Raw genomic sequence first — 18,873 nt, forward strand, 5'->3', positions numbered from 1 at the left:
AAAAACCACCTTTCGGTGGTTTTTTTGTGGGAGCCGATCAGAACAGTTGAACGGATGGCTTCTCTTTGGCGATCGGCTGAGTGTTGCCACTCTGCTCGTACCAGCCTCCACCGAGGGCCTTGTACAGGTTGACCTCGCTGGTGAGCTGGGACAGGCGATCGGTGATCAGCGTCTGTTGGGCACTGAACAGCGAGCGCTGAGCGTCAAGGAACGTCAGGTTGCTGTCGATCCCGATCCGGTAGCGACGCTCGGCAAGACGGTAGTAGTCCTGGCTGGCAGTGACGAAATCACGCTGTGCCTGGAGCTGCTCGTTGTAGGTCTTGCGTGAGGCCAGGCCGTCGGAGACTTCCTGGAACGCTGTCTGAATCGCCTTCTCGTAGTTGGCGACGTTGATTTCCTTCTGGATCTTGGCGTAGTCCAGGCTGGCGCGCAGGTTACCGGCGTTGAAGATCGGCAGGTTGATGCTTGGCTGGAACGACCAGGCACCCGAACCGCCCTTGAACAGGCCGGACAGGTCGGTGCTGGCTGTACCCGCACTGGCTGTCAGGCTGATGCTCGGGAAGAAGGCGGCGCGTGCAGCCCCGATATTGGCGTTGGCGGCCAGCAGGTTGTGTTCGGCCTGCAGAATGTCCGGACGACGCTGCAACAGATCGGACGGCAGGCCGACCGGCATTTCGGTCAGCAGATCGTCATTCAGCGGCTGAGCTTCTGGCAGGTTCTCAGGCAGGGCAGAGCCCAGCAGCAGGGTCAGGTTGTTCTGATCCTGTGCGACCAGTCGCTGGTATTGGGCCAACCGGGCGCGGGCACTTTCAACCGAGGTACGCGACTGGCTCAGGTCCAGTGCCGAAGCCACACCGACTTCATTGCTGCGCGAAGTCAGGCGATAGCTTTCCTCGTAGGTCTTGAGGGTTTCCTGCGTCAGCTTGAGCAGTTCCTTGTCGGCCTGCCAGGTCAGGTAAGCGTTGGCGACGTTGGCCACCAGACTGATCTGTGTACTGCGACGGGCTTCTTCGCTGGCGAAGTACGTCTGCAACGCTTGCTCGCTGAGGCTGCGCACGCGACCGAACAGGTCCAGTTCATAGGAACTGATACCCAGGTTTGCCGCATAGGAACTGGTGATGCCTGCCTGGCCCGAGGTGGACATGTCAGCCGGAACGCGCTGACGTGTGCCCGTGGCATTCGCCGAGACGGCCGGGAACAGATCGGAACGCTGAATGCGGTATTGCGCACGGTAAGCGTCGATGTTCAGCGCCGCGACCCGAAGGTCGCGGTTGTTGACCAGTGCGGTCTGGATCAGCTGTTGCAGCGCAGGGTCACGGAAGAACTGACGCCAGCCTTGTTCGGCTGCGGCACGTTCTGCGGACTCTGCTGGCAGGTAGGCAGGACCTTGCGGGTACTGCGCGGCGACCGGGGATTCCGGTTGCTTGTACTCGGGAATCAAAGAGCAGCCGCCGAGAATGAACGCGGTAACTGCAAGAGAAATCAGGGACTTGCTCATTGGCCAGCCTCATCGTGTGGAATATGTTTCTGCTTGCTCTTGAAGAGCGCCGAGATCGAAACGAAGAACAGCGGTACCCAGAAGATCGCCAGGATAACGGCCGTGATCATACCGCCAATTACGCCTGTACCGATCGAATGTTGACTGCCCGAGCCTGCGCCCGTGGAGATGGTCAATGGAACCACACCCAGGATGAAGGCCATGGAGGTCATCACGATAGGGCGCAGACGCATCCGGCAGGCCTCAATGGCTGCCTCGGCCAGACTCTTGCCCTGTTCGTGCAGTTCCTTGGCGAACTCGACGATCAGAATGGCGTTCTTCGCGGCCAGACCGATCGTGACCAGAAGACCGACCTGGAAGAACACGTCGTTGGACAAGCCGCGCAGACTGGTTGCCATCAATGCACCGATGACGCCCAGTGGCACAACGAGCATGACCGCGATCGGAATCGACCAGCTTTCATACAGCGCTGCCAGACAGAGGAAGACGACCAGCAGGGACAGTGCGTACAGCGCTGGAGCCTGGGAACCGGACAGACGCTCCTCGTAGGACAGACCCGTCCAGGAGATGCCGATACCGGCCGGCAGTTTCTTGGCCAGTGCTTCGACTTCGGCCATGGCCTGACCGGTACTGTAGCCAGGAGCCGGTGTACCGAGAACTTCCTCTGCCGCCACACCGTTGTAGCGCGACAGTTTAGGTGAGCCGAAGACCCACTTGCCGCTGGCGAATGCCGAGAACGGCACCATCTCGCCGGCACTGTTGCGTACGTACCACTTGTTCAGGTCTTCCGGTGTCATGCGTGCGCCCGAGTCGCCCTGCAGGTACACCTTCTTGACGCGGCCACGGTCGATGAAGTCGTTGACGTAGCTGCCACCCAGGGCAATGGACAGAGTGCTGTTGATGTCCGACAGCGTGATGCCCAGCGCGCTGGCGCGTTCGTCATCGATCAGCAACTGATACTGCGGCTCGTCGTTCAGGCCGTTCGGACGTACACCTGCCAGAACCTTGCTCTGTGCAGCCATGCCCAGGAACTGGTTGCGGGCTTCCATCAGTTTTTCGTGGCCGACGCCACCCTGATCCTGCAGGTAAACGTCGAAACCGGTGGCGTTACCCAGTTCCAGAACAGACGGAGGAACGACAGCGAACACCATGGCATCGCGGAAGCTGAAGAAGTGTGCCTGGGCACGCTTGGCCAGCTCGAAGACGCTGTTTTCTGCCGAACGCTCATCCCACGGCTTGAGCATCACGAACGCAATGGCCGAGCTTTGGCCGCGACCGGCAAAGTTGAAGCCGTTGACCGAGAAGACCGATTTGACCGCGCCGCTTTCCTTGGTCAGCAGGTGGTCACGCATCTTGTCGATGACTTCCTGCGTACGCTGGGACGACGAACCGGCCGGTGTCTGGATCTGGGCGAAGATAACGCCCTGGTCCTCTTCCGGCAGGAAGGCTGAAGGAATGCGGGTGAACATCCAGATCATGCCGACGCAGATCAGGACATAGGCCAGGTAGGCCGGGAATTTATGCTTGAGCATATTCCCCACGCCGCGTTCGTAGCTCTCCACGCTGCGGTCGAAGGTGCGGTTGAACCAGCCGAAGAAGCCACGCTTGGGTTGATCGTGTTTCTCGTGGTCGATCGGCTTGAGCATCGTGGCGCACAGCGCCGGGGTGAAGATCAGGGCCACGACGACCGACAGCGCCATCGCGGAAACGATGGTGATCGAGAACTGCTTGTAGATCACACCGGTGGAGCCGCCGAAGAACGCCATCGGCAACAGTACTGCCGACAGCACCAGCGCAATACCCACCAGTGCGCCCTGGATCTGCTCCATGGACTTGATGGTGGCCTGACGCGGTGACAACTTCTCTTCGGCCATGACCCGTTCGACGTTTTCCACTACGACGATGGCGTCGTCCACCAACAGACCGATGGCCAGGATCATACCGAACATGGTCAGGGTGTTGATGGTGAAGCCGAAGGCCGCGAGGATGCCGAAGGTACCCAGCAATACCACCGGAACGGTCAGCGTGGTGATGACCGTGGCACGGAAGTTCTGCAGGAACAGGTACATCACCAGGAACACCAGAACGATCGCTTCGCCCAGGGTATGGACTACCCCGGAAATCGATTCGCTGACGACTGGCGTGGTGTCATACGGGTAAACGACTTTCATGCCTTGCGGGAAGAACGGTTCCAGCGATGAAACCGTTGCCCGGATGGCCTTGGCCGTGTCCAGTGCGTTGGCGCCAGGTGCCAGCTTGATAGCCAGACCGGAAGCCGGTTTGCCGTTGAACTGCGAGTCGATGCTGTAGTTCTCGGCACCGAGACCGACAGTGGCGACATCCTTGATGCGCACCTGAGAACCATCGGAGTTGACCTTCAACAGGACATTGCCGAACTGCTCTGCGGTTTGCAGGCGGGTCTTGCCGATGATGGTGGCGTTCAGCTGCTGACCGCTGATGGCGGGCAGGCCACCCAGTTGACCGGAGGACACCTGGACGTTCTGGGCTTCGATGGCGCTGCTGACATCACCGGGGGTCAGCTGAAAGTTGTTCAGCTTGGCCGGGTCGAGCCAGATACGCATGGCGTACTGGGCACCGAATACCTGGAAGTCACCCACACCGGAGGTACGGGAAATCGGGTCCTGCATGTTCGAGACGATGTAGTTGGCCAAGTCTTCCTTGCCCATGCTGCCGTCTTCGGACACCAGGCCGATCACCATCAGGAAGTTCTTCACAGCCTTGGTCACACGGATACCCTGTTGCTGCACTTCCTGCGGCAACAGTGGCGTGGCCAGGTTCAGCTTGTTCTGAACCTGAACCTGCGCCGTATCCGGGTTGGTACCCTGGTTGAAGGTCGCGGTGATGGTCATGCTGCCGTCGGAGTTACTTTCCGAACTGACATAACGCAGGTTGTCGATACCGTTGAGCTGTTGCTCGATGACCTGCACCACGGTGTCCTGCACGGTCTGCGCGGACGCGCCCGGGTAGGTCACCTGGATCGCGATGGCCGGCGGCGCGATACTCGGGTACTGGTTGATCGGCAGGCTGAGGATCGACAGAGAGCCGACCAGCATGATCACCAGGGCGATAACCCAGGCGAAGATCGGGCGATCGATAAAGAATTTCGACATGGGTTACTCCCCTTTGCTGCCTGCGGCTTTTTCAGTGGCCGGGGCAGGCGCCGGGTTTGCTCCTTTGACGTTGGTCGCTTCCGAGACTTTCACTTCTGCGCCCGGCTTGACGTATTGCAGGCCTTCGGTGATGACACGATCACCTGCGTTCAGGCCTTCTTCGATCAGCCATTCGCTACCTACGGTGCGCTTGGCGACCAGAGTACGCAGTTCAACCTTGTTGTCCTTGTTGACGATCAGGGCTGTCGGGGTGCCTTTCTGGTCACGGGTCACGCCTTGTTGTGGCGCGAGAATGGCCTGGGCGTTGACGCCGGCCTGCAACTGGGCGTGAACGAACATGCCTGGCAGCAGACGGTGTTCAGGGTTCGGGAATACCGCACGCAGGGTGACGGAACCGGTGCCCTGGTCAACCGAGACTTCCGAGAACTCCAGTGTGCCTTCCAGCGGGTAGATGCTGGAGTCTTCCAGGGTCAGCTTGACCTTGGCGGCGTTCTCACCGGCTTTCTGCAGCTTGCCGCTGTCCAGGTCTGCACGCAGTTTGAGCATGCTGGCCGAGGACTGGACCACGTCGACATAGATCGGGTCGAGTTGCTGGATCGTGGCCATGGCGTCGGTCTGGGAACTGCTGACCAGTGCGCCTTCGGTGACAGCGGAGCGGCCGATGCGACCGGAGATCGGGGCCAGCACCTTGGTGTAGCGCAGGTTGATCTGGGCGGTCTGCAAGGCTGCCACGGCTTCCTGGCTGGAGGCTACGGCGGTGTCGTACTCCTGACGGCTCACGGCTTGCTCATTGACCAGTTGCTTGTAGCGGTCGGCCAGTGACTTGGCCGACTGCAAGGTCGCCTGGGCGCTGTTGGCCGTGGCTTCATACAGGGCTGGGTCGATCTGGTACAGCTGCTGCCCGGCTTTTACATCGCCGCCTTCAGTGAACAGACGCTTGAGGATGATGCCGTTGACCTGTGGGCGAACTTCGGCAACGCGGAACGCTGTGGTCCTGCCCGGAAGTTCTGTGGTCAGCGCATAAGGTTGGGATTTGAGGGTTACTACGCCGACCTGAGGAGCTTGAGCGGGCGGGGCCGCTTCTTCCTTCTTACTACAACCACTGAGCATTGTTGCCAGGGCGACGGCAGTGACCAGAACGGTAACAGCTGGCTTGAATTGCATGAAGATCCTCGGGGCAGGAGCCTGTTTACGCAAGGGAGTTAGGGTGTAAAAAAATATTACGGCTAGATAAGTAGCATGCTAATGAATATACTTACATTCACGGTTGTTTGTAAACACCTTCTCACCCTGCCATCGCGGCAGAGAGAACGTTGATCGCACGCTCGGGACAAGGCCATACAAGGGCCGCCTGATCAGGCCCTGATTCATGGCCTGAAGCATTTTTTGAGGTTTACTGCCATGGCTCGTCGCACTAAAGAGGAAGCTCAGGTTACTCGCAGTCAGATTCTGCAGGCCGCCGAACAGGCGTTTTACGAGCGAGGTGTCGCGCGCACGACCCTGGCCGACATTGCGACGCTGGCTGGCGTGACGCGAGGTGCCATTTATTGGCACTTCAATAACAAGGCCGATCTGGTGCAGGCGATGCTCGACAGCCTCAAGGAACCGCTCGAGGACATGGCCAAGGCCAGCGAAAGTGAAGACGAAGAAGATCCGCTGGGCTGCATGAGAAAGCTGTTGGTTCACTTGTTTCATGATGTTGCACTTGACCCGAAAACCCGACGCATCAACGAAATCCTTTTCCATAAATGTGAGTTTACGGATGAAATGTGTGATTTCCGACGTCAGCGTCAAGCCAACGCCCTGTTGTGCAATGAGCGAATCAATCTGGCATTGAGCAACGCTGTCCGTCAGGGGCAGTTGCCTGCCGAACTGGACGTGCCACGTGCGGCGGTCTGCCTGTTTTCCTACATCAACGGCATCATCGATCAATGGCTGCTGGTCCCGGACAGCTTTTCGCTGTCGGCCGATGCCGAGCGACTGGTCGATTCCTGTCTGGACATGTTGCTGCTCAGTCCCGCACTGAGGAGCAGAGTGCCATCGATGCCGCAAGGGACGTCAATATAGCGCTAACTCGTCCGTACAGACCAACATATAACGCCAATAGGGTGTCCCCTGAATCATCTGTTGACTCATTATTTTCGTTTGGGTGATGGTCGATGGTCTTTGCATGCAAATGGATGACAAGCGTCCTGTAGGAATCAAGTAGGACATTTCTCGATGCATGTAGCTGATTTCCCAAACTAATTTCCGTGTATTGCCCCGTTGTAAATCTCCCTTCAATCTTCATCCCCTAACAGTCAATACGGGAGGAAGGTTGCATGTTTTCGCAGGATCTTGCGCCCATATGCCCAGAAAACGGCCGTAAACCTGTTGGCATTGGGCATGCTCGGCCTGACAACTCCAGCCTTGTGAGCGAGGTTCCTGCTGACCTGAACGTAGTCGGCTTCTCTCTTCCCGAGATGGGCGCAGGTCTGATCCGAAAGGTCGCCGGGAGGGCAGCTCATGTCAGAAACTGTATCTGACCCTGTGAGGTTATTGGCCCGGCTGGAGGCTCAGGCTGAACATCTGGCTGTCGATTGTTCCCAGGGCGTTCCTGTGGTCCGGCTGGGGCTGATCACGACCCTGTATTTCAAGGACAGCCATACGCAAGAAGCCAGGCGCCGTATCGAAGCCTGCTTTCTGCGTTTCTACATGGCGTTCAAACCGGTGCTCAAATGGCAGCTCTTCAATCGGATGCGACGGCTCACGGCGTCGGGGTTCGCTTCGTGCAGGCGTCAGGTTCTCAACAGTTCGCCCGAGGACAGGTTTATCTGGTCGATTGCCAGCGCGACCCAGGCTGAAGTCGCGACCTACAGCCTGTTTGTGATGAACACGCCTCAAGGTCAGGCCGACAATGACCGGTCCTGCCTGAAAATGGTTCTGCCCTGGTCTTTCCTGACAGAACCTGATGGCCTGAAGAGTTACGAGGCCTGGATCCGCTACCTCAGCAGCGAAGTACGGGCCGAGCATGGCTTTGGCGGGCTGGCCTGTGTGCTGCCCGGCGATGGTCATCACTACCTGCCGCTGGAGTATCAGTTCGCTCAGGAGTACATCGGGCTGATGGTCGACCCCGGACCGCATATAGAAAGCCTTCGACTGCTCGAGCGCATCAAGGGCGTGAGCTGGTACACGGTGCTGGGCGATGCGTTCGTGAAGCGGCTGGGTGGCAGCGATGCCCTGCGTGGCCAACTGAGCACCCACAGCGACATTGTCTTTCATGCCTATGGCGGCGGATTGATGATCCGTGCCGGTGCTGTACCGCAATTGGGAGGCGCAGGCATGGCGCCTGCAGCTTATACAGCGGTCAACAAGGTCATCAGACCGGTTCGTCTACAAGACACCGGTTGCCTTCATCCCTATCTGGTGCCGGGTGTAGGGTTTACCGAAGAAACCACCGCGAAGTGGTATGCCCGATTCGACGAAAAACCCATGCCTGCCGTCAATGCCGGCGATGCATGCCCCCGCTCGGGGTATTGGTTCAGCAATGCCAAGGTACGTTCCCGGCGTTTTTTCTCGGAGGGGGAGATCATGCCTGCCTTTGCACATATCAAGGCAGGCCGGACCCAGTGGTTCTGGGCCCGGCAGGACGATTAGGCTTCCGAACCTCTCAACAATGAGTTCGGCATGGCCAGTGCTGTGGCCAGACCCAGCAGCGAAACGGCTGCACTGATCATCAATAAATGACGGAAAGTCAGGGCCAGTTCTGCCCGCAATGCTTCCAGTGCCGGGCCGCTGGTGCTGTTCAGGCTGTCGATCAAGAGGTTACCGGCATGGCCTTCGCCACCCAGGCTTCCAGGACCGAACTGGCCAGCGCCGGTCTGTTGCAGCATGGCCAGCAGCAAGGCTGACATCATGGCAACCCCCACGGCACCGCCCAGAGAGCGGAACAGGTTGGCGGTGCTGGTCGCGACGCCGATGTCCCGTATTGCCACGGCGTTCTGCGTGCCGACCAGAGAGGTGGGGAATTGCATGCCGCAGGCGATTCCGGTCAGCATCATGAACAGGCTGGTCAGGCCTGTCGATTCTGCCGGGGTCAGGGCCATTCCAAGGATCGAGACGGGCATGAGCACCGCTCCGGCCAGGATCAAGGGTTGATAGCGACCAGTCAGTGCGGTCCGTCGGCCGGCACAGTAGGCGCCCATGGGAATGCCCATCGCCAGAGGCAACAGATGCAAGGCGGCGCTGTCGGCACCGCCACCGGTGACGGTCTGGTAACGCATCGGCATCAGGACGATCAGCGAGATGGCCTGAAAGCTGGTGAAGAACACGCTGCTCCAGCACAGCACGGCGCTGCGATTGGTAAACAGGTGCATCGGCAGCAGGGGCTCCCGGGCCTTGCGTTCATACCAGGCGAAAAGCGCCAGGGTCAGTAACGCAAGTCCCAGCATGATCAGAATCCGGGGCGTACCCAAACCGTGGCCCTGGCCTATTTCGGTGATGCCCAGCAGCAGGGACGTCAGGCCGATGATCATCAGCACGGTGCCCAGGTAATCGATGACGGGTTTGCGTTGCGGGATCGGCAGCCCTTTCAGGGTGCGGTAAGCCACGACCCAGGCCGCAATGCCCAATGGAAGATTGATCAGAAACACCCAGCGCCAGGACAGATACTCTGTCATCAGGCCGCCGAACAAGGGGCCGGCCACGCTGGCAATGGCATACATGCTGCTGAAATAGCCCTGATAGCGTCCCCGGTCACGAGGCGGAACGATGTCGGCCACGATGGCCTGGCTGACCGAAACCATGCCTCCAGCCCCGATGCCCTGAAGAATCCGTGCCAGGACCAGTTGCTCCATGCTTTGGGCTGCACCGCACAGCAGTGACGCCAGGGTGAACAGGCCAAGCCCGAAGAGCATCAGCCTGCGCCGTCCATACAGGTCACCCAGCTTGCCGTAGATGGGCACGGCGACTGTCAGGGCGATCATGTAGGCCGTGATGACCCAGGCCAGCAATTCCACATCCTGGAAACGGGATGAAATGGCCGGCATCGAAACGGCAACGATTGTCTGGTCCAGAGCACTGAGGAACACCGCCATCATCAGTGCGAACAGGATGCTGCGAATGCTGGGCGTGGTTTGAGTCAGACTGGTCAAGGCAAAACCTGAAGGCAGTGGTGAGTCGCCCGGAGAGAGCGGAAAGAGTTGCCCAGTCTAGTCCGATAGCCTGCTAATCGATAGCAGACTTTCTATGGCGCGATACGGTCATCGCAACACGCTGAACGTCGCATCGGTCGGCACGCAATGTCCGAAGGTACAAATCGCGACCCTCGGAGCCTGACGGGCCATTTCAATGCGATAGATCCCTGCCGCGTAAATACAGAACACTGCGATGATGCCTAATACAGCCATGCATTTTCTTGTTTTTGCTTTCATGGTGCATTCCTCATTTCTGCCAGAGAAATTGCTTGAATTGAGTGTAGGACAGGAATGGAAAATGACAGGCTGCAGGTAGTTACTGCAGGACCGGATTTATCCGGGAAGAGGTCTTATCCTCAACACTGTGTTCGATGCCGGAAATAAGGCCTTTCTGGATAAATCCAGTCCTGCACAGACGATTGACGGGTTTAGAATGCTGTCTTTTGACTGACTCGGCTCACAGGTTCTCTACCCATGGCACGCAAGGAATTCAAGGAATACGAGGCGGTTTCCGCCGTCATTCCCGGAGAAGGTGGTTATAGCGCGGCAATTGCAGTGAAGGCGCTGGACGCAGGTGGTGCGCCGCGTTTTCATCCCGTATTGCCTGGGGAGAAATTCAAGACCGCCCATGACGCCGATCTGGCCGCAGTCCGTGAACTGGAGCGCTTGATCGACGTGGATGGCGAGGGGGAGCTGGTGCTGGTTAACCAGTGACCGTTGGCCGGTGCATCCTGAAAAGCGCTTCCGGGCCTAACTGGAAGTAGTCGGCCGGGCCGCCGCCACGCAGGATCGGCTCGGCGGCGGCGGTGTCATAGACGCCGTCCTTGAGCAGCGATTTGGCAATATGCACGGCCACCACTTCGCCCAGGATCAACCAACTGGGTACCAGTTCCTTGTCAGCGCGTTGCAGTTGCACGATCTGTGTGACCTTGCACTCGAACGAGACCGGTGTTTCCAGAACACGCGGCACGGCAACGATCTTCGAGGCCAGTGGCGTCAGGCCCGACAGCTCAAACTCATCCACGTCCGCGGGCACGGCTGCGCAGCTCTGATTCATCGCCTCGGCCAGTGGGCGTGTGGCCAGGTTCCAGACGAATTCACCAGTCTGTTCGATGTTATTGAGGCTGTCTTTACGCCCGACGCTGCAAAAACCGATGATGGGCGGGATGTAGTTGAAGGCATTGAAGAAGCTGTAGGGGGCCAGGTTCAGCCGGCCTTCGGCGTCCTGAGAGGAAATCCAGCCAATCGGGCGCGGACCTACAATCGCATTGAACGGGTCATGGGGCAGGCCATGGCCTTTTGACGGTTCATAGAAGTGAATATCGTCTGTCATTACTCGAGTCCTGATGATCACCATTGCAGTGGGGCGATCATAGTCGACCTGTGCCGAGCGTTCGATAACCCCCATACAACAAAGCCCGGTATAACCGGGCTTGGGAGTCATCCGAAGGGATCAGACGCGGCGGTTTGCACCGACATGGTCGGAGCCATCCGAAGTCAGGCGGTTTGCACCGACACGGTCAGCACCGTCGGAGGTCAGGCGGTTGGCACCGACGTGATCGGAACCATCCGAAGTCAGACGATTCGCACCGACGCGGTCAGCACCATCGGCAGCCTGACGATTGGCATCCATGTTGGTGTGAGTCGAGCCACCTTCAGCCACGATGGTCGCGTTCGACGAGTCCGTGGCATTGATGACAGGCAGGGCAAAAGCGGTCGAAGCAAGAACAGAGAAGGCAAGGCCGAGGATCAGTTTGTTGGTTTTCATGATGGACTCCAGGTTTGGGTCGGGTGAGTTGTCATCCCGGTATGGAGGCCATGCTACGCGCCTGATGGTTATTAAGAAGTCAATCGGGTTGCTAGCCATCATCGTTGAAAATGATAGTAAGTCGTATCGCCCGGTTTTCGGGCTTCTCAGGGGGGAGCGCTCGCTTTCAGTGCGTTTGTTTGAAAAACCTTGAGAAAAAGGCTCTTGACAAATTTTGTTGTCATTGAATGAAAGGCTTGAAAGGCGTTCGGCAGAGTCATTTGTTCAATAACGCAATGATCCAGCCGACGATGTAATGGGCTTCACATCAATGGCAGAGGCCGATCTGTAATGACATGCTTCATGACTAGAGTTGAAGTCAATCGCTGCACATTCGGTAGCCTCGATAATTCTTCGTCATACAGCTTCTGAAACGCCGGGAGATCGGCGGTTACTACCATGAGCAGGTAGTCTGGATCGCCAAACAGTCGCTGTGCCTGAACGATATAAGGAACGCCGGGAAGGGCGTTCTCGAAGTCTGCCACCGCTTGTTGATGTCCTTCACGTAGCGTCACGAATACCAGGGAAGAGAAATTGAGGCCTAGCTCAGGAGCCGAGAGATTGGCTCGATAGCCTTTGATGATGCCTGCCTCTTCTAGCGCCCGGACGCGTCGATGGCAGGGAGACAGGCTCAACCCCACGCGGTCGGCCAGTTCTGTAAGTGATTGACGACCATCCAGTTGTAGTTCAGCAAGAATCTTCTTGTCTATACGATCCATTTTAAAAATCTTCTAAAAAATCAAGGTTGGACGGGCAACTTTGAAAAATAATCCCAGTTGTCTTTCATTATCCTTCTATCACATTTTTTATAGCCCGTATGCGGGGCTTTAAACGGGTTAGAAGGGAAGGATTGATCGTGACCATGTCCTTGGTGATAGCTTTTTGGGCTGTATCATTTTTGTTCGTTATCACGCCTGGGGTCGATTGGGCCTACGCAATCTCAGCTGGCATACGAGGTCGTGTCGTCGTGCCGGCAGTCGCGGGAATGCTCTCGGGGCATTTCCTGGCCACCGCCATCGTTGCGGCGGGTGTAGGAGGGCTACTGGTGAAACTGCCGTTCGCGCTCTTGACGCTTACGCTGGTGGGAGCGGGCTATCTCTTTTGGCTGGGTCTCAACATGTTGCTCAAACCTTCGATGCCTACCCAGGGGACGGCTGCCGATGACGATCATTGGAGGGCTTGGGCGATAAAGGGGCTTTGCGTGAGCGGACTTAATCCGAAGGTTCTCCTGTTATTCCTGGCCCTGTTGCCTCAGTTCACCGACCCCTCGGCCGACTGGCCAGTTGCTGCCCAGATTCTGTCATTAGGGATGATCCATGCTTTCAGTTGCGCTGTGGTCTATCTAGCCGTGGGATTTGCTGCCCGGGTGGTACTCGCCTCTCGACCCGATGCAGCCATTTTTATCAGTCGGGTTTCCGGAGCCGCGATGATCGTGATTGCTGTTGTACTCGCTACCGAGCGGCTGTCCGCTTGAAACTAAGGAAACAAAATGTCTGATCAGAATACTGCTCCCTATTCCAGTCGTCGTCTGGGGAGAGTGAGAATCCCCCATTTACATGAAATGAAGGCTCGAGGTGAAAAATGGGCCATGTTGACTGCTTACGACATGTACACCGCATCCGTTTTTGAATCAGCCGGTATTCCGGTTCTCTTGGTCGGTGATTCGGCAGCCAATAATGTTTTTGGTCATGACTCCACTCTGGCTGTGACCGTCGACGAGATGTTGCCTTTGGTCAGAGCGGTTTCGCGCGCCACTGAACGGGCGTTGGTTATTGCTGATTTGCCGTTTGGCTCTTATCAAGGATCACCTGAGCAATGCTTTGAAACTGCTGTGCGCTTCATGAAAGAAGGCGGTGCGCACGCGGTAAAAATCGAGGGAGGGATTGAGATGGTCCCTCAGGTCGAAAAGCTGGTAGCGGCTGGAATCCCGGTGATGGCGCACATCGGGTTCACGCCTCAGGCAGAGCATCAACTGGGTGGGTATCGCATTCAGGGTAAGGGGGCCGACGCACAACGACTGCTAGACCTGAGCGTTGCTTTTGAACGCGCTGGAGCGTTTGGTTTACTGATTGAGATGGTGCCTGGCGATGTCGCAAGTCGCATCACCAAAGCGGTATCCATTCCTACCGTAGGGATTGGGGCTGGCTGCGGGTGCGATGCACAGGTGCTGGTATGGCAGGACATGATGGGACTGCGTGCTGGTCAATTGCCCCGATTCGTCAAGCAGTATGCAGATATGCGGAGTGTGATGACGGATGCAGCAAGAGCGTTCGTCGATGATGTTGTGTCTGGATCATTTCCAGGGCCAGAGCACACCTTTCAAGACACTGAGAGACAATAAGGCCAAAGTTTTCCATAACACGGTCACTCCCTTCTTAAAAAGGGCAGCCCATGTCGTGGCTGCCCTTGATCATCACTGAAACGCGATATCAGTCGGTTTCAATGCGAGAGTGCTTGCGGGTGTCTTTCATGAACACGTAGACCAGCAGCGAGCAGGCGATGCAGGCCGTGACATACCAGTAGTAGCCGGTTTCCATACCGATGCTCTTGAACCACAGGGCAATGTATTCAGCGGTACCACCAAAGAGCGATACGGTCAGGGCATACGGCAGGCCGACGCCCAGTGCGCGGATCTCGGTCGGGAACAGTTCGGCCTTGACCACGGCATTGATCGAGGTATAGCCGCTGACGATGATCAGCGCCGCCATGATCAGGAAGAACGCGCCCCACCAGGTCTGGATGGTGTGCAGGGTGGTCAGGATCGGCACCGTACAGAGTGTGCCCAATACACCGAAGGCGATCAGGATCGGGCGACGTCCTATCTTGTCGGACAGCCCGCCCACGACGGGTTGCAGCACCATGAACAGGAACAGGGTGGCGGCCGAGATGGTGGTGGAGTCACTGATGCTCATGCCGACCGTGTTCACCAGATACTTCTGCATGTAGGTGGTGTAGGTGTAGAAGGCCAGTGTGCCACCCATGGTCAGGCCGACGACGGTCATCAGCTCCTTGGGGTGACGCATCAGGGTGCGCATCAGACTTTCCTTGGACTTGTCCTTCTGCTTGCGGGTGAACGATTCGGTTTCTTCCATGCCGCGACGCAGGAACAGCGCAACGACCGCACACAGCGCGCCGATGGCGAACGGGATGCGCCAGCCCCAAGCGTGAAGTTGCTCGGTGGTCAGGATCTGTTGCAGGACGATCAGGACGGCCAGAGCAATGAGCTGGCCGGAAATCAGGGTGACGTACTGGAAGCTGGAGAAGAAGCCGCGACGCTCCTTGGTCGCCATTTCACTGAGGTAGGTGGCCGAAGTGCCATATTCACCCCCCACCGACAGGCCCTGCAGCAGACGGGCGAATACCAGCAGGATCGGCGCGCCGACGCCGATGGTTTCATAACCGGGGGTCAGGGCGATGATCAACGAACCGAAGCACATCAGCAGCACCGAGGCCATCAGGGCGGCCTTGCGTCCCTTGTAGTCGGCATACAGGCCCATGAGCCAGCCACCGATAGGGCGCATCAGGAAGCCTACGGCGAAGATGGCGGCCGTGTTGAGCAATTGAGCGGTGGTGTCGCCCTTGGGGAAGAAGACTTTGGCGAAGTACAACGAGAACGCGGCGTAGACGTACCAGTCATACCATTCGACCATGTTGCCGACCGAGCCACTGAAGATCGATTTGAGACGGCTTGAGGTGGATTTTTCAGCGGCGGGTGCGCCAGCCGACTCTTTCGAGAGGGAGTTGGAGATATCCATGGTGTTCCTTAACGTCATTATTTTTAGAAGAGGGCTGCACGCAGCCTGACCTGGGCTATAGCAGGAGTTATGCCAGGTCCGAGAGGCCCGTTTTAGAGGGGGTAAGAGGGGAGCAATGAGCGGAAATCCGCTTATCCGGGGAAATTGGATAAGCGGAAACTTGCCGATGGGTCAGCGCGTGTGACCAGGTCCGAAGATCAGTACCGCGAATACAAAGGCGAACATCAGGCCCAGGACGATCATGGCGCCCTTGCCGATGTTGTCTGCACAGTAGCCCTTGATGTGCTGCCACCCGCCGGTTTTGCGGGCGCAATAGTCCTTTATCCTGGAGACCTGATAAGGCGACAGAAGCAGCCAGACCAGCAGGACCATGGCGTACATGATCAGTGATGGCAGGCCTGACTTGGCAACGGCGATCCCGACGACGGTTACCGGGATACCATGGCGCAGCAGCAATGCCTGATAGCCGGGCCAGCTCAGGCAGTCCGGCAACAGGCGTTCGCTCAGTCTGTTGTCCAGGGACTCGAACGAGCGGGAGACCGGCCCCCAGAATGACATGAAGATGTGGACCACCAGAAGCAGGACAATCGGCAGGCTGAGTGCAGCGAAAATCGCGTTCAGCACGTCGAACTTTCCGTTATGGACCGTCGGAACCAGCCCCGATATCAGAATGAAGACGAACCCGAACAGGTAGGTTCTCAGGTGAGGGTTGAAATGCGTCTGGTCGTGCAGCGAGCGCCAGCCGTTCAGGTCCGCATCGGGGTATTGCTCAAGAATGTCGGGGTAGCGGTAGGAGAGGTCCGTGCACAGGCGATCGCACGTCAGCCAGACCGCAGCATCGCAGCGTCTGGCCATGCGCAGTCGGGTTTTCAACTCCGGAGGCTGCAATATCAACCTGGCGGCATCGCCCGCGTCACTGCTTTCGGTGAGCAATTCCTGCAGACGTTTGGCAAAACTGTAGTGTTCACAGCGTTCGACAAGGCGCTGCCAGAGGGACGGAGGATCGGTCGGGGCGTAGTGCTTCTGATCCCAGTCGAACAGTTGGCAGATGCGCTCGAACAGGGCGGGGGTCCAGTCCCGGGTATTGAGCAACAGGGTCATGGTCCAGCGTTGCAGATGCTCGCGATGTTCCAGTTGCTCCAGCCAGGGCTGTTGCTCGAGGCTTTTCAGCTCGTGCATGAACTGGCGTTCCTGCTGGTTTTCCAGCAGTGCCTGCAGACGTGGCAATGCATCATCGAGCAGGGTCTGGATCAGGCGTTTTTCCTGATGGGTACTCAGCGTCACCTTTTGCCAGGGCGTCAGCCAGCGCAACTGCGTCACTGCCGTCTTGAGCAGATCCAGATTCTCTGTGGTATCGAGCAGGCAGCGCTGTACGAGAAGCTGCTGGAACTGTGCATCCGCCCCAAGATCCCTTGCCAGTTGATGCTGCGATTGCAGGTTTTGCGCCGTGGTTTTCTGAGCCACGTCGTACCAGCTCTGCTCCACGGGTGGAGGAGGGGTCGTGGCCACCGGTTCCGGTTCGGAAGCGGGCATGACGACATGCAGGGGCATGGGGACTTCATGTGCCGTGCTGTCTTCGGGCTCGTATTCTGTGTCCTCTTCATCGATGCGATGACGAGCCAGGTTCAAGGCCTGCTCATAAGCGTCCCGCAATCGTTGAAAGGCGTCCGGGTCTTCGTCGGGCCGGTTTACCTTCAGCAGTTTTGCATATTGGCGCTTGATGCTGCGCTCGTCGGCATTGCGGTCCAGTTCGAGGACGTTCCAGCAATTCATCCCTGTTACCTCTCGCCCCGCTCGAAACGATCGATTTCCTGTTCGAGGTTCTTGCGCATTTCGTTGATCTGACGCTCATCCTGGGTTTCCAGCACGCGCTGGAACTGGCTGGCCCAATAACCGATCAACTCGCGAGCTTCGCCCAGGTATTCCTGATACAGCCGTTCAAGGCGTGCGCTCAAATGGGTATTCACCTGCTGCTCGCGAGGATGAACCTTGAGCGCCGCCAGCACCTTGAGGCGTTCCTGGATTTCCTCCGGGGTCATGACGCCGGGGTTGTTCTCGATCACCAGCCTGTGGTTCTGCCCGGTAGCGGGGATCTGCACGTCGGCTTCCAGCAAACCATTGTTGTCGTAGGTGAAGCGCACATTCAGTTCGATTTCCCCGGCCTTGGCGGGAGGGATCGGGATGTCCAGTTCGCCCAGGGCAATGTTGTCCTTCACCAAGCGGCTTTCACCCTGATAGATCTTCACCAGCACATGCTTCTGGTTGTCGCTCAGGGTCTGCACGGTTCTGACCCGGCTGACCGGAACCACGCTATTGCGCTCGATGATCGGCAGGTAATGGCCGCCTTCGATGGAGTTGCCAAAGCGGTTGGAGGTTTCGATCCCTAATGTGTAAGGGCAGACGTCGGTCAGGACAATCTCTTCAAGAGCCGCGTCTCTTTGTTTGAGTGCGGCCTGGATGGCGGCCCCCTGGGCGACCACTTCATCCGGATTGAGCGTGATGGACGGGAAGCGGCCGAACAGACCGGCGGCAAGCTTGCGGATCAGGGGCATGCGCGTGGTGCCGCCGACCAGCAGGATTTCGTCGAGATCGGCGACCCGGATTTTCGCATCGCGCAAGGCGCGTTCGATGGGGGCGCGCAAGCGGGCGAGCAACGGGGCATACAGCTCGCTCAGTTGTTCCTGGGTGATGGTCTTGCGCCACTCGCGATCGGCATGACGCAGGACGAATTCGGCACTGCTGTCCTGGCCCAGTGCCTTGCGTACGCGCTCGGCCTCGCGGCGTAAGGCAGGGTCGATGCTGGCTCTGGACGGGAAGTCGGTTTCATCCCGGTGCAAGGTCACGAAGTGTTCGACCAGCGAGAGGTCGAAGTCTTCCCCGCCGAGGAAGTTGTCCCCGGCGCTGGCGCGTACTTCCATCACGCCGTCGAACAGTTCGAGGATCGAGATATCGAAGGTGCCGCCGCCCAGGTCGAATACCAGAAACGAGGTTTCGCCTTCCTTCTGGTGCAAGCCATACGCCAGTGCGGCGGCGGTGGGTTCATTGATCAGCTTGTCGACTTTCAGGCCGGCCAGTTCGCCTGCCACGCGGGTGGCCTTGCGCTGGGCATCGCTGAAATAGGCTGGCACGCTGATGACGGCTTCGGTCACCGTTTCGCCAAAGGCCCGCTCGACATCGTCCTTGAGGCTTTTGAGTACCAGCGCCGAAAGTTCTTCCGGCCGGTAGGTGTTCGATCCCAGGCTGACCTTCTGGGCACTGCCCATATGGCGCTTGAACAGTGAGCAGGTCTTGCCCGGATGGGTCTGCAGGCGCTCGCGAGCGGCCTTGCCCACCAGAATCTGGTTATCGTCGTCCAGGCCGACCACGCTGGGGGTCAGCATATCGCCCAGGGCATTGGCAACCAGTTGGGCTTTGCCATCGCGCCAGACGGCGACCAGACTATTGGTCGTTCCCAAATCAATACCAACGATCATGTGGTGCGTTCTCCTTGCGTGCTCACTGTCCGGAT

At 58.1% G+C, this 18,873-nt stretch carries 16 protein-coding genes; 5 read left to right on the forward strand and 11 right to left on the reverse strand.

Translation table 11 applies throughout. The features are described 5' to 3' along the window. Positions 1–37: 37 nt before the first annotated feature. From ACIPY9_RS05820 to ACIPY9_RS05830, 3 genes are read right to left on the reverse strand one after another with little or no spacing between them, the layout of a single operon-like run. On the reverse strand, positions 38–1,498 hold the full coding sequence (locus ACIPY9_RS05820) for an AdeC/AdeK/OprM family multidrug efflux complex outer membrane factor (RefSeq protein WP_400697915.1): 1,461 nt from the start codon (positions 1,496–1,498) through the stop codon (positions 38–40). After that, positions 1,495–4,629, reverse strand: coding sequence for an efflux RND transporter permease subunit (locus tag ACIPY9_RS05825; RefSeq protein ID WP_400697918.1), 3,135 nt, complete (start codon positions 4,627–4,629; stop codon positions 1,495–1,497). Before ACIPY9_RS05825 ends, ACIPY9_RS05820 begins: the two co-directional genes overlap by 4 nt. A 3-nt stretch (positions 4,630–4,632) precedes the next feature. Then, positions 4,633–5,793, reverse strand: a complete 1,161-nt coding sequence (locus ACIPY9_RS05830; RefSeq protein ID WP_400697921.1) for an efflux RND transporter periplasmic adaptor subunit — start codon at positions 5,791–5,793, stop codon at positions 4,633–4,635. Positions 5,794–6,030: 237 nt separating this feature from the next. Here ACIPY9_RS05830 and ACIPY9_RS05835 point away from each other — a divergent pair, with 237 nt between their 5' ends. Beyond that, positions 6,031–6,696, forward strand: a complete 666-nt coding sequence (locus ACIPY9_RS05835; RefSeq protein WP_400697924.1) for a TetR family transcriptional regulator — start codon at positions 6,031–6,033, stop codon at positions 6,694–6,696. Positions 6,697–7,134: 438 nt separating this feature from the next. Then, on the forward strand, positions 7,135–8,265 hold the full coding sequence (locus ACIPY9_RS05840) for a DUF3396 domain-containing protein (protein WP_400697927.1): 1,131 nt from the start codon (positions 7,135–7,137) through the stop codon (positions 8,263–8,265). Here ACIPY9_RS05840 and ACIPY9_RS05845 read toward each other — a convergent pair. Together ACIPY9_RS05845 and ACIPY9_RS05850 are read right to left on the reverse strand one after the other, a co-directional pair. Further along, on the reverse strand, positions 8,262–9,761 hold the full coding sequence (locus tag ACIPY9_RS05845) for an MDR family MFS transporter (RefSeq protein ID WP_400697930.1): 1,500 nt from the start codon (positions 9,759–9,761) through the stop codon (positions 8,262–8,264). The two genes, ACIPY9_RS05840 and ACIPY9_RS05845, sit on opposite strands and share 4 nt — an antisense overlap. Before the next feature lie 108 nt (positions 9,762–9,869). Beyond that, on the reverse strand, positions 9,870–10,040 hold the full coding sequence (locus tag ACIPY9_RS05850; protein ID WP_400697933.1) for a hypothetical protein: 171 nt from the start codon (positions 10,038–10,040) through the stop codon (positions 9,870–9,872). A gap of 237 nt (positions 10,041–10,277) precedes the next feature. On the opposite strand from ACIPY9_RS05850, the gene ACIPY9_RS05855 reads away from it, so the two are divergent. Then, entirely contained in the window at positions 10,278–10,517 is a 240-nt protein-coding gene (locus ACIPY9_RS05855) for a hypothetical protein (RefSeq protein ID WP_400697935.1), read from the forward strand. Here the strand turns inward: ACIPY9_RS05855 and ACIPY9_RS05860 are convergent. The 3 genes from ACIPY9_RS05860 to ACIPY9_RS05870 all read right to left on the reverse strand — a co-directional run bounded on the left by ACIPY9_RS05860 (position 10,507) and on the right by ACIPY9_RS05870 (position 12,329). Next, a complete protein-coding gene (locus tag ACIPY9_RS05860; RefSeq protein WP_400697938.1) occupies positions 10,507–11,136 on the reverse strand; it encodes a flavin reductase family protein in 630 nt (209 codons plus the stop codon). The genes ACIPY9_RS05855 and ACIPY9_RS05860 overlap by 11 nt on opposite strands. Before the next feature lie 120 nt (positions 11,137–11,256). Then, positions 11,257–11,571 carry a hypothetical protein gene (locus ACIPY9_RS05865; protein WP_400697941.1) on the reverse strand — a complete coding sequence of 105 codons (315 nt, stop codon included), beginning with the start codon at positions 11,569–11,571 and terminating at the stop codon, positions 11,257–11,259. 302 nt (positions 11,572–11,873) lie between these two features. After that, complete coding sequence (locus ACIPY9_RS05870; RefSeq protein ID WP_400697944.1) at positions 11,874–12,329, reverse strand: Lrp/AsnC family transcriptional regulator; 456 nt, start codon at positions 12,327–12,329, stop codon at positions 11,874–11,876. 137 nt (positions 12,330–12,466) lie between these two features. Between ACIPY9_RS05870 and ACIPY9_RS05875 the strand changes: the two genes are divergently transcribed. Both ACIPY9_RS05875 and panB read left to right on the forward strand, forming a co-directional pair. After that, positions 12,467–13,084 (forward strand): LysE family translocator, encoded by a 618-nt coding sequence (locus ACIPY9_RS05875; RefSeq protein ID WP_400697946.1) that lies wholly within the window; start codon positions 12,467–12,469, stop codon positions 13,082–13,084. A gap of 15 nt (positions 13,085–13,099) precedes the next feature. After that, the gene (gene panB / locus ACIPY9_RS05880) at positions 13,100–13,951 is read left to right on the forward strand and encodes a 3-methyl-2-oxobutanoate hydroxymethyltransferase (protein WP_400697949.1); all 852 of its coding nucleotides are present in this window, start codon (positions 13,100–13,102) and stop codon (positions 13,949–13,951) included. A gap of 88 nt (positions 13,952–14,039) precedes the next feature. Here the strand turns inward: panB and ACIPY9_RS05885 are convergent, their stop codons facing one another. The 3 genes from ACIPY9_RS05885 to ACIPY9_RS05895 all read right to left on the reverse strand — a co-directional run bounded on the left by ACIPY9_RS05885 (position 14,040) and on the right by ACIPY9_RS05895 (position 18,838). Continuing rightward, on the reverse strand, positions 14,040–15,365 hold the full coding sequence (locus ACIPY9_RS05885; RefSeq protein ID WP_400697951.1) for an MFS transporter: 1,326 nt from the start codon (positions 15,363–15,365) through the stop codon (positions 14,040–14,042). Positions 15,366–15,536: 171 nt separating this feature from the next. Then, on the reverse strand, positions 15,537–17,138 hold the full coding sequence (locus ACIPY9_RS05890) for a molecular chaperone DnaJ (protein WP_400697952.1): 1,602 nt from the start codon (positions 17,136–17,138) through the stop codon (positions 15,537–15,539). 5 nt (positions 17,139–17,143) lie between these two features. After that, a complete protein-coding gene (locus ACIPY9_RS05895) occupies positions 17,144–18,838 on the reverse strand; it encodes a molecular chaperone HscC (RefSeq protein ID WP_400697955.1) in 1,695 nt (564 codons plus the stop codon). Positions 18,839–18,873: the final 35 nt, after the last annotated feature.

The organism is Pseudomonas sp. NPDC089734 (assembly GCF_044748865.1).
Taxonomy (GTDB): domain Bacteria; phylum Pseudomonadota; class Gammaproteobacteria; order Pseudomonadales; family Pseudomonadaceae; genus Aquipseudomonas.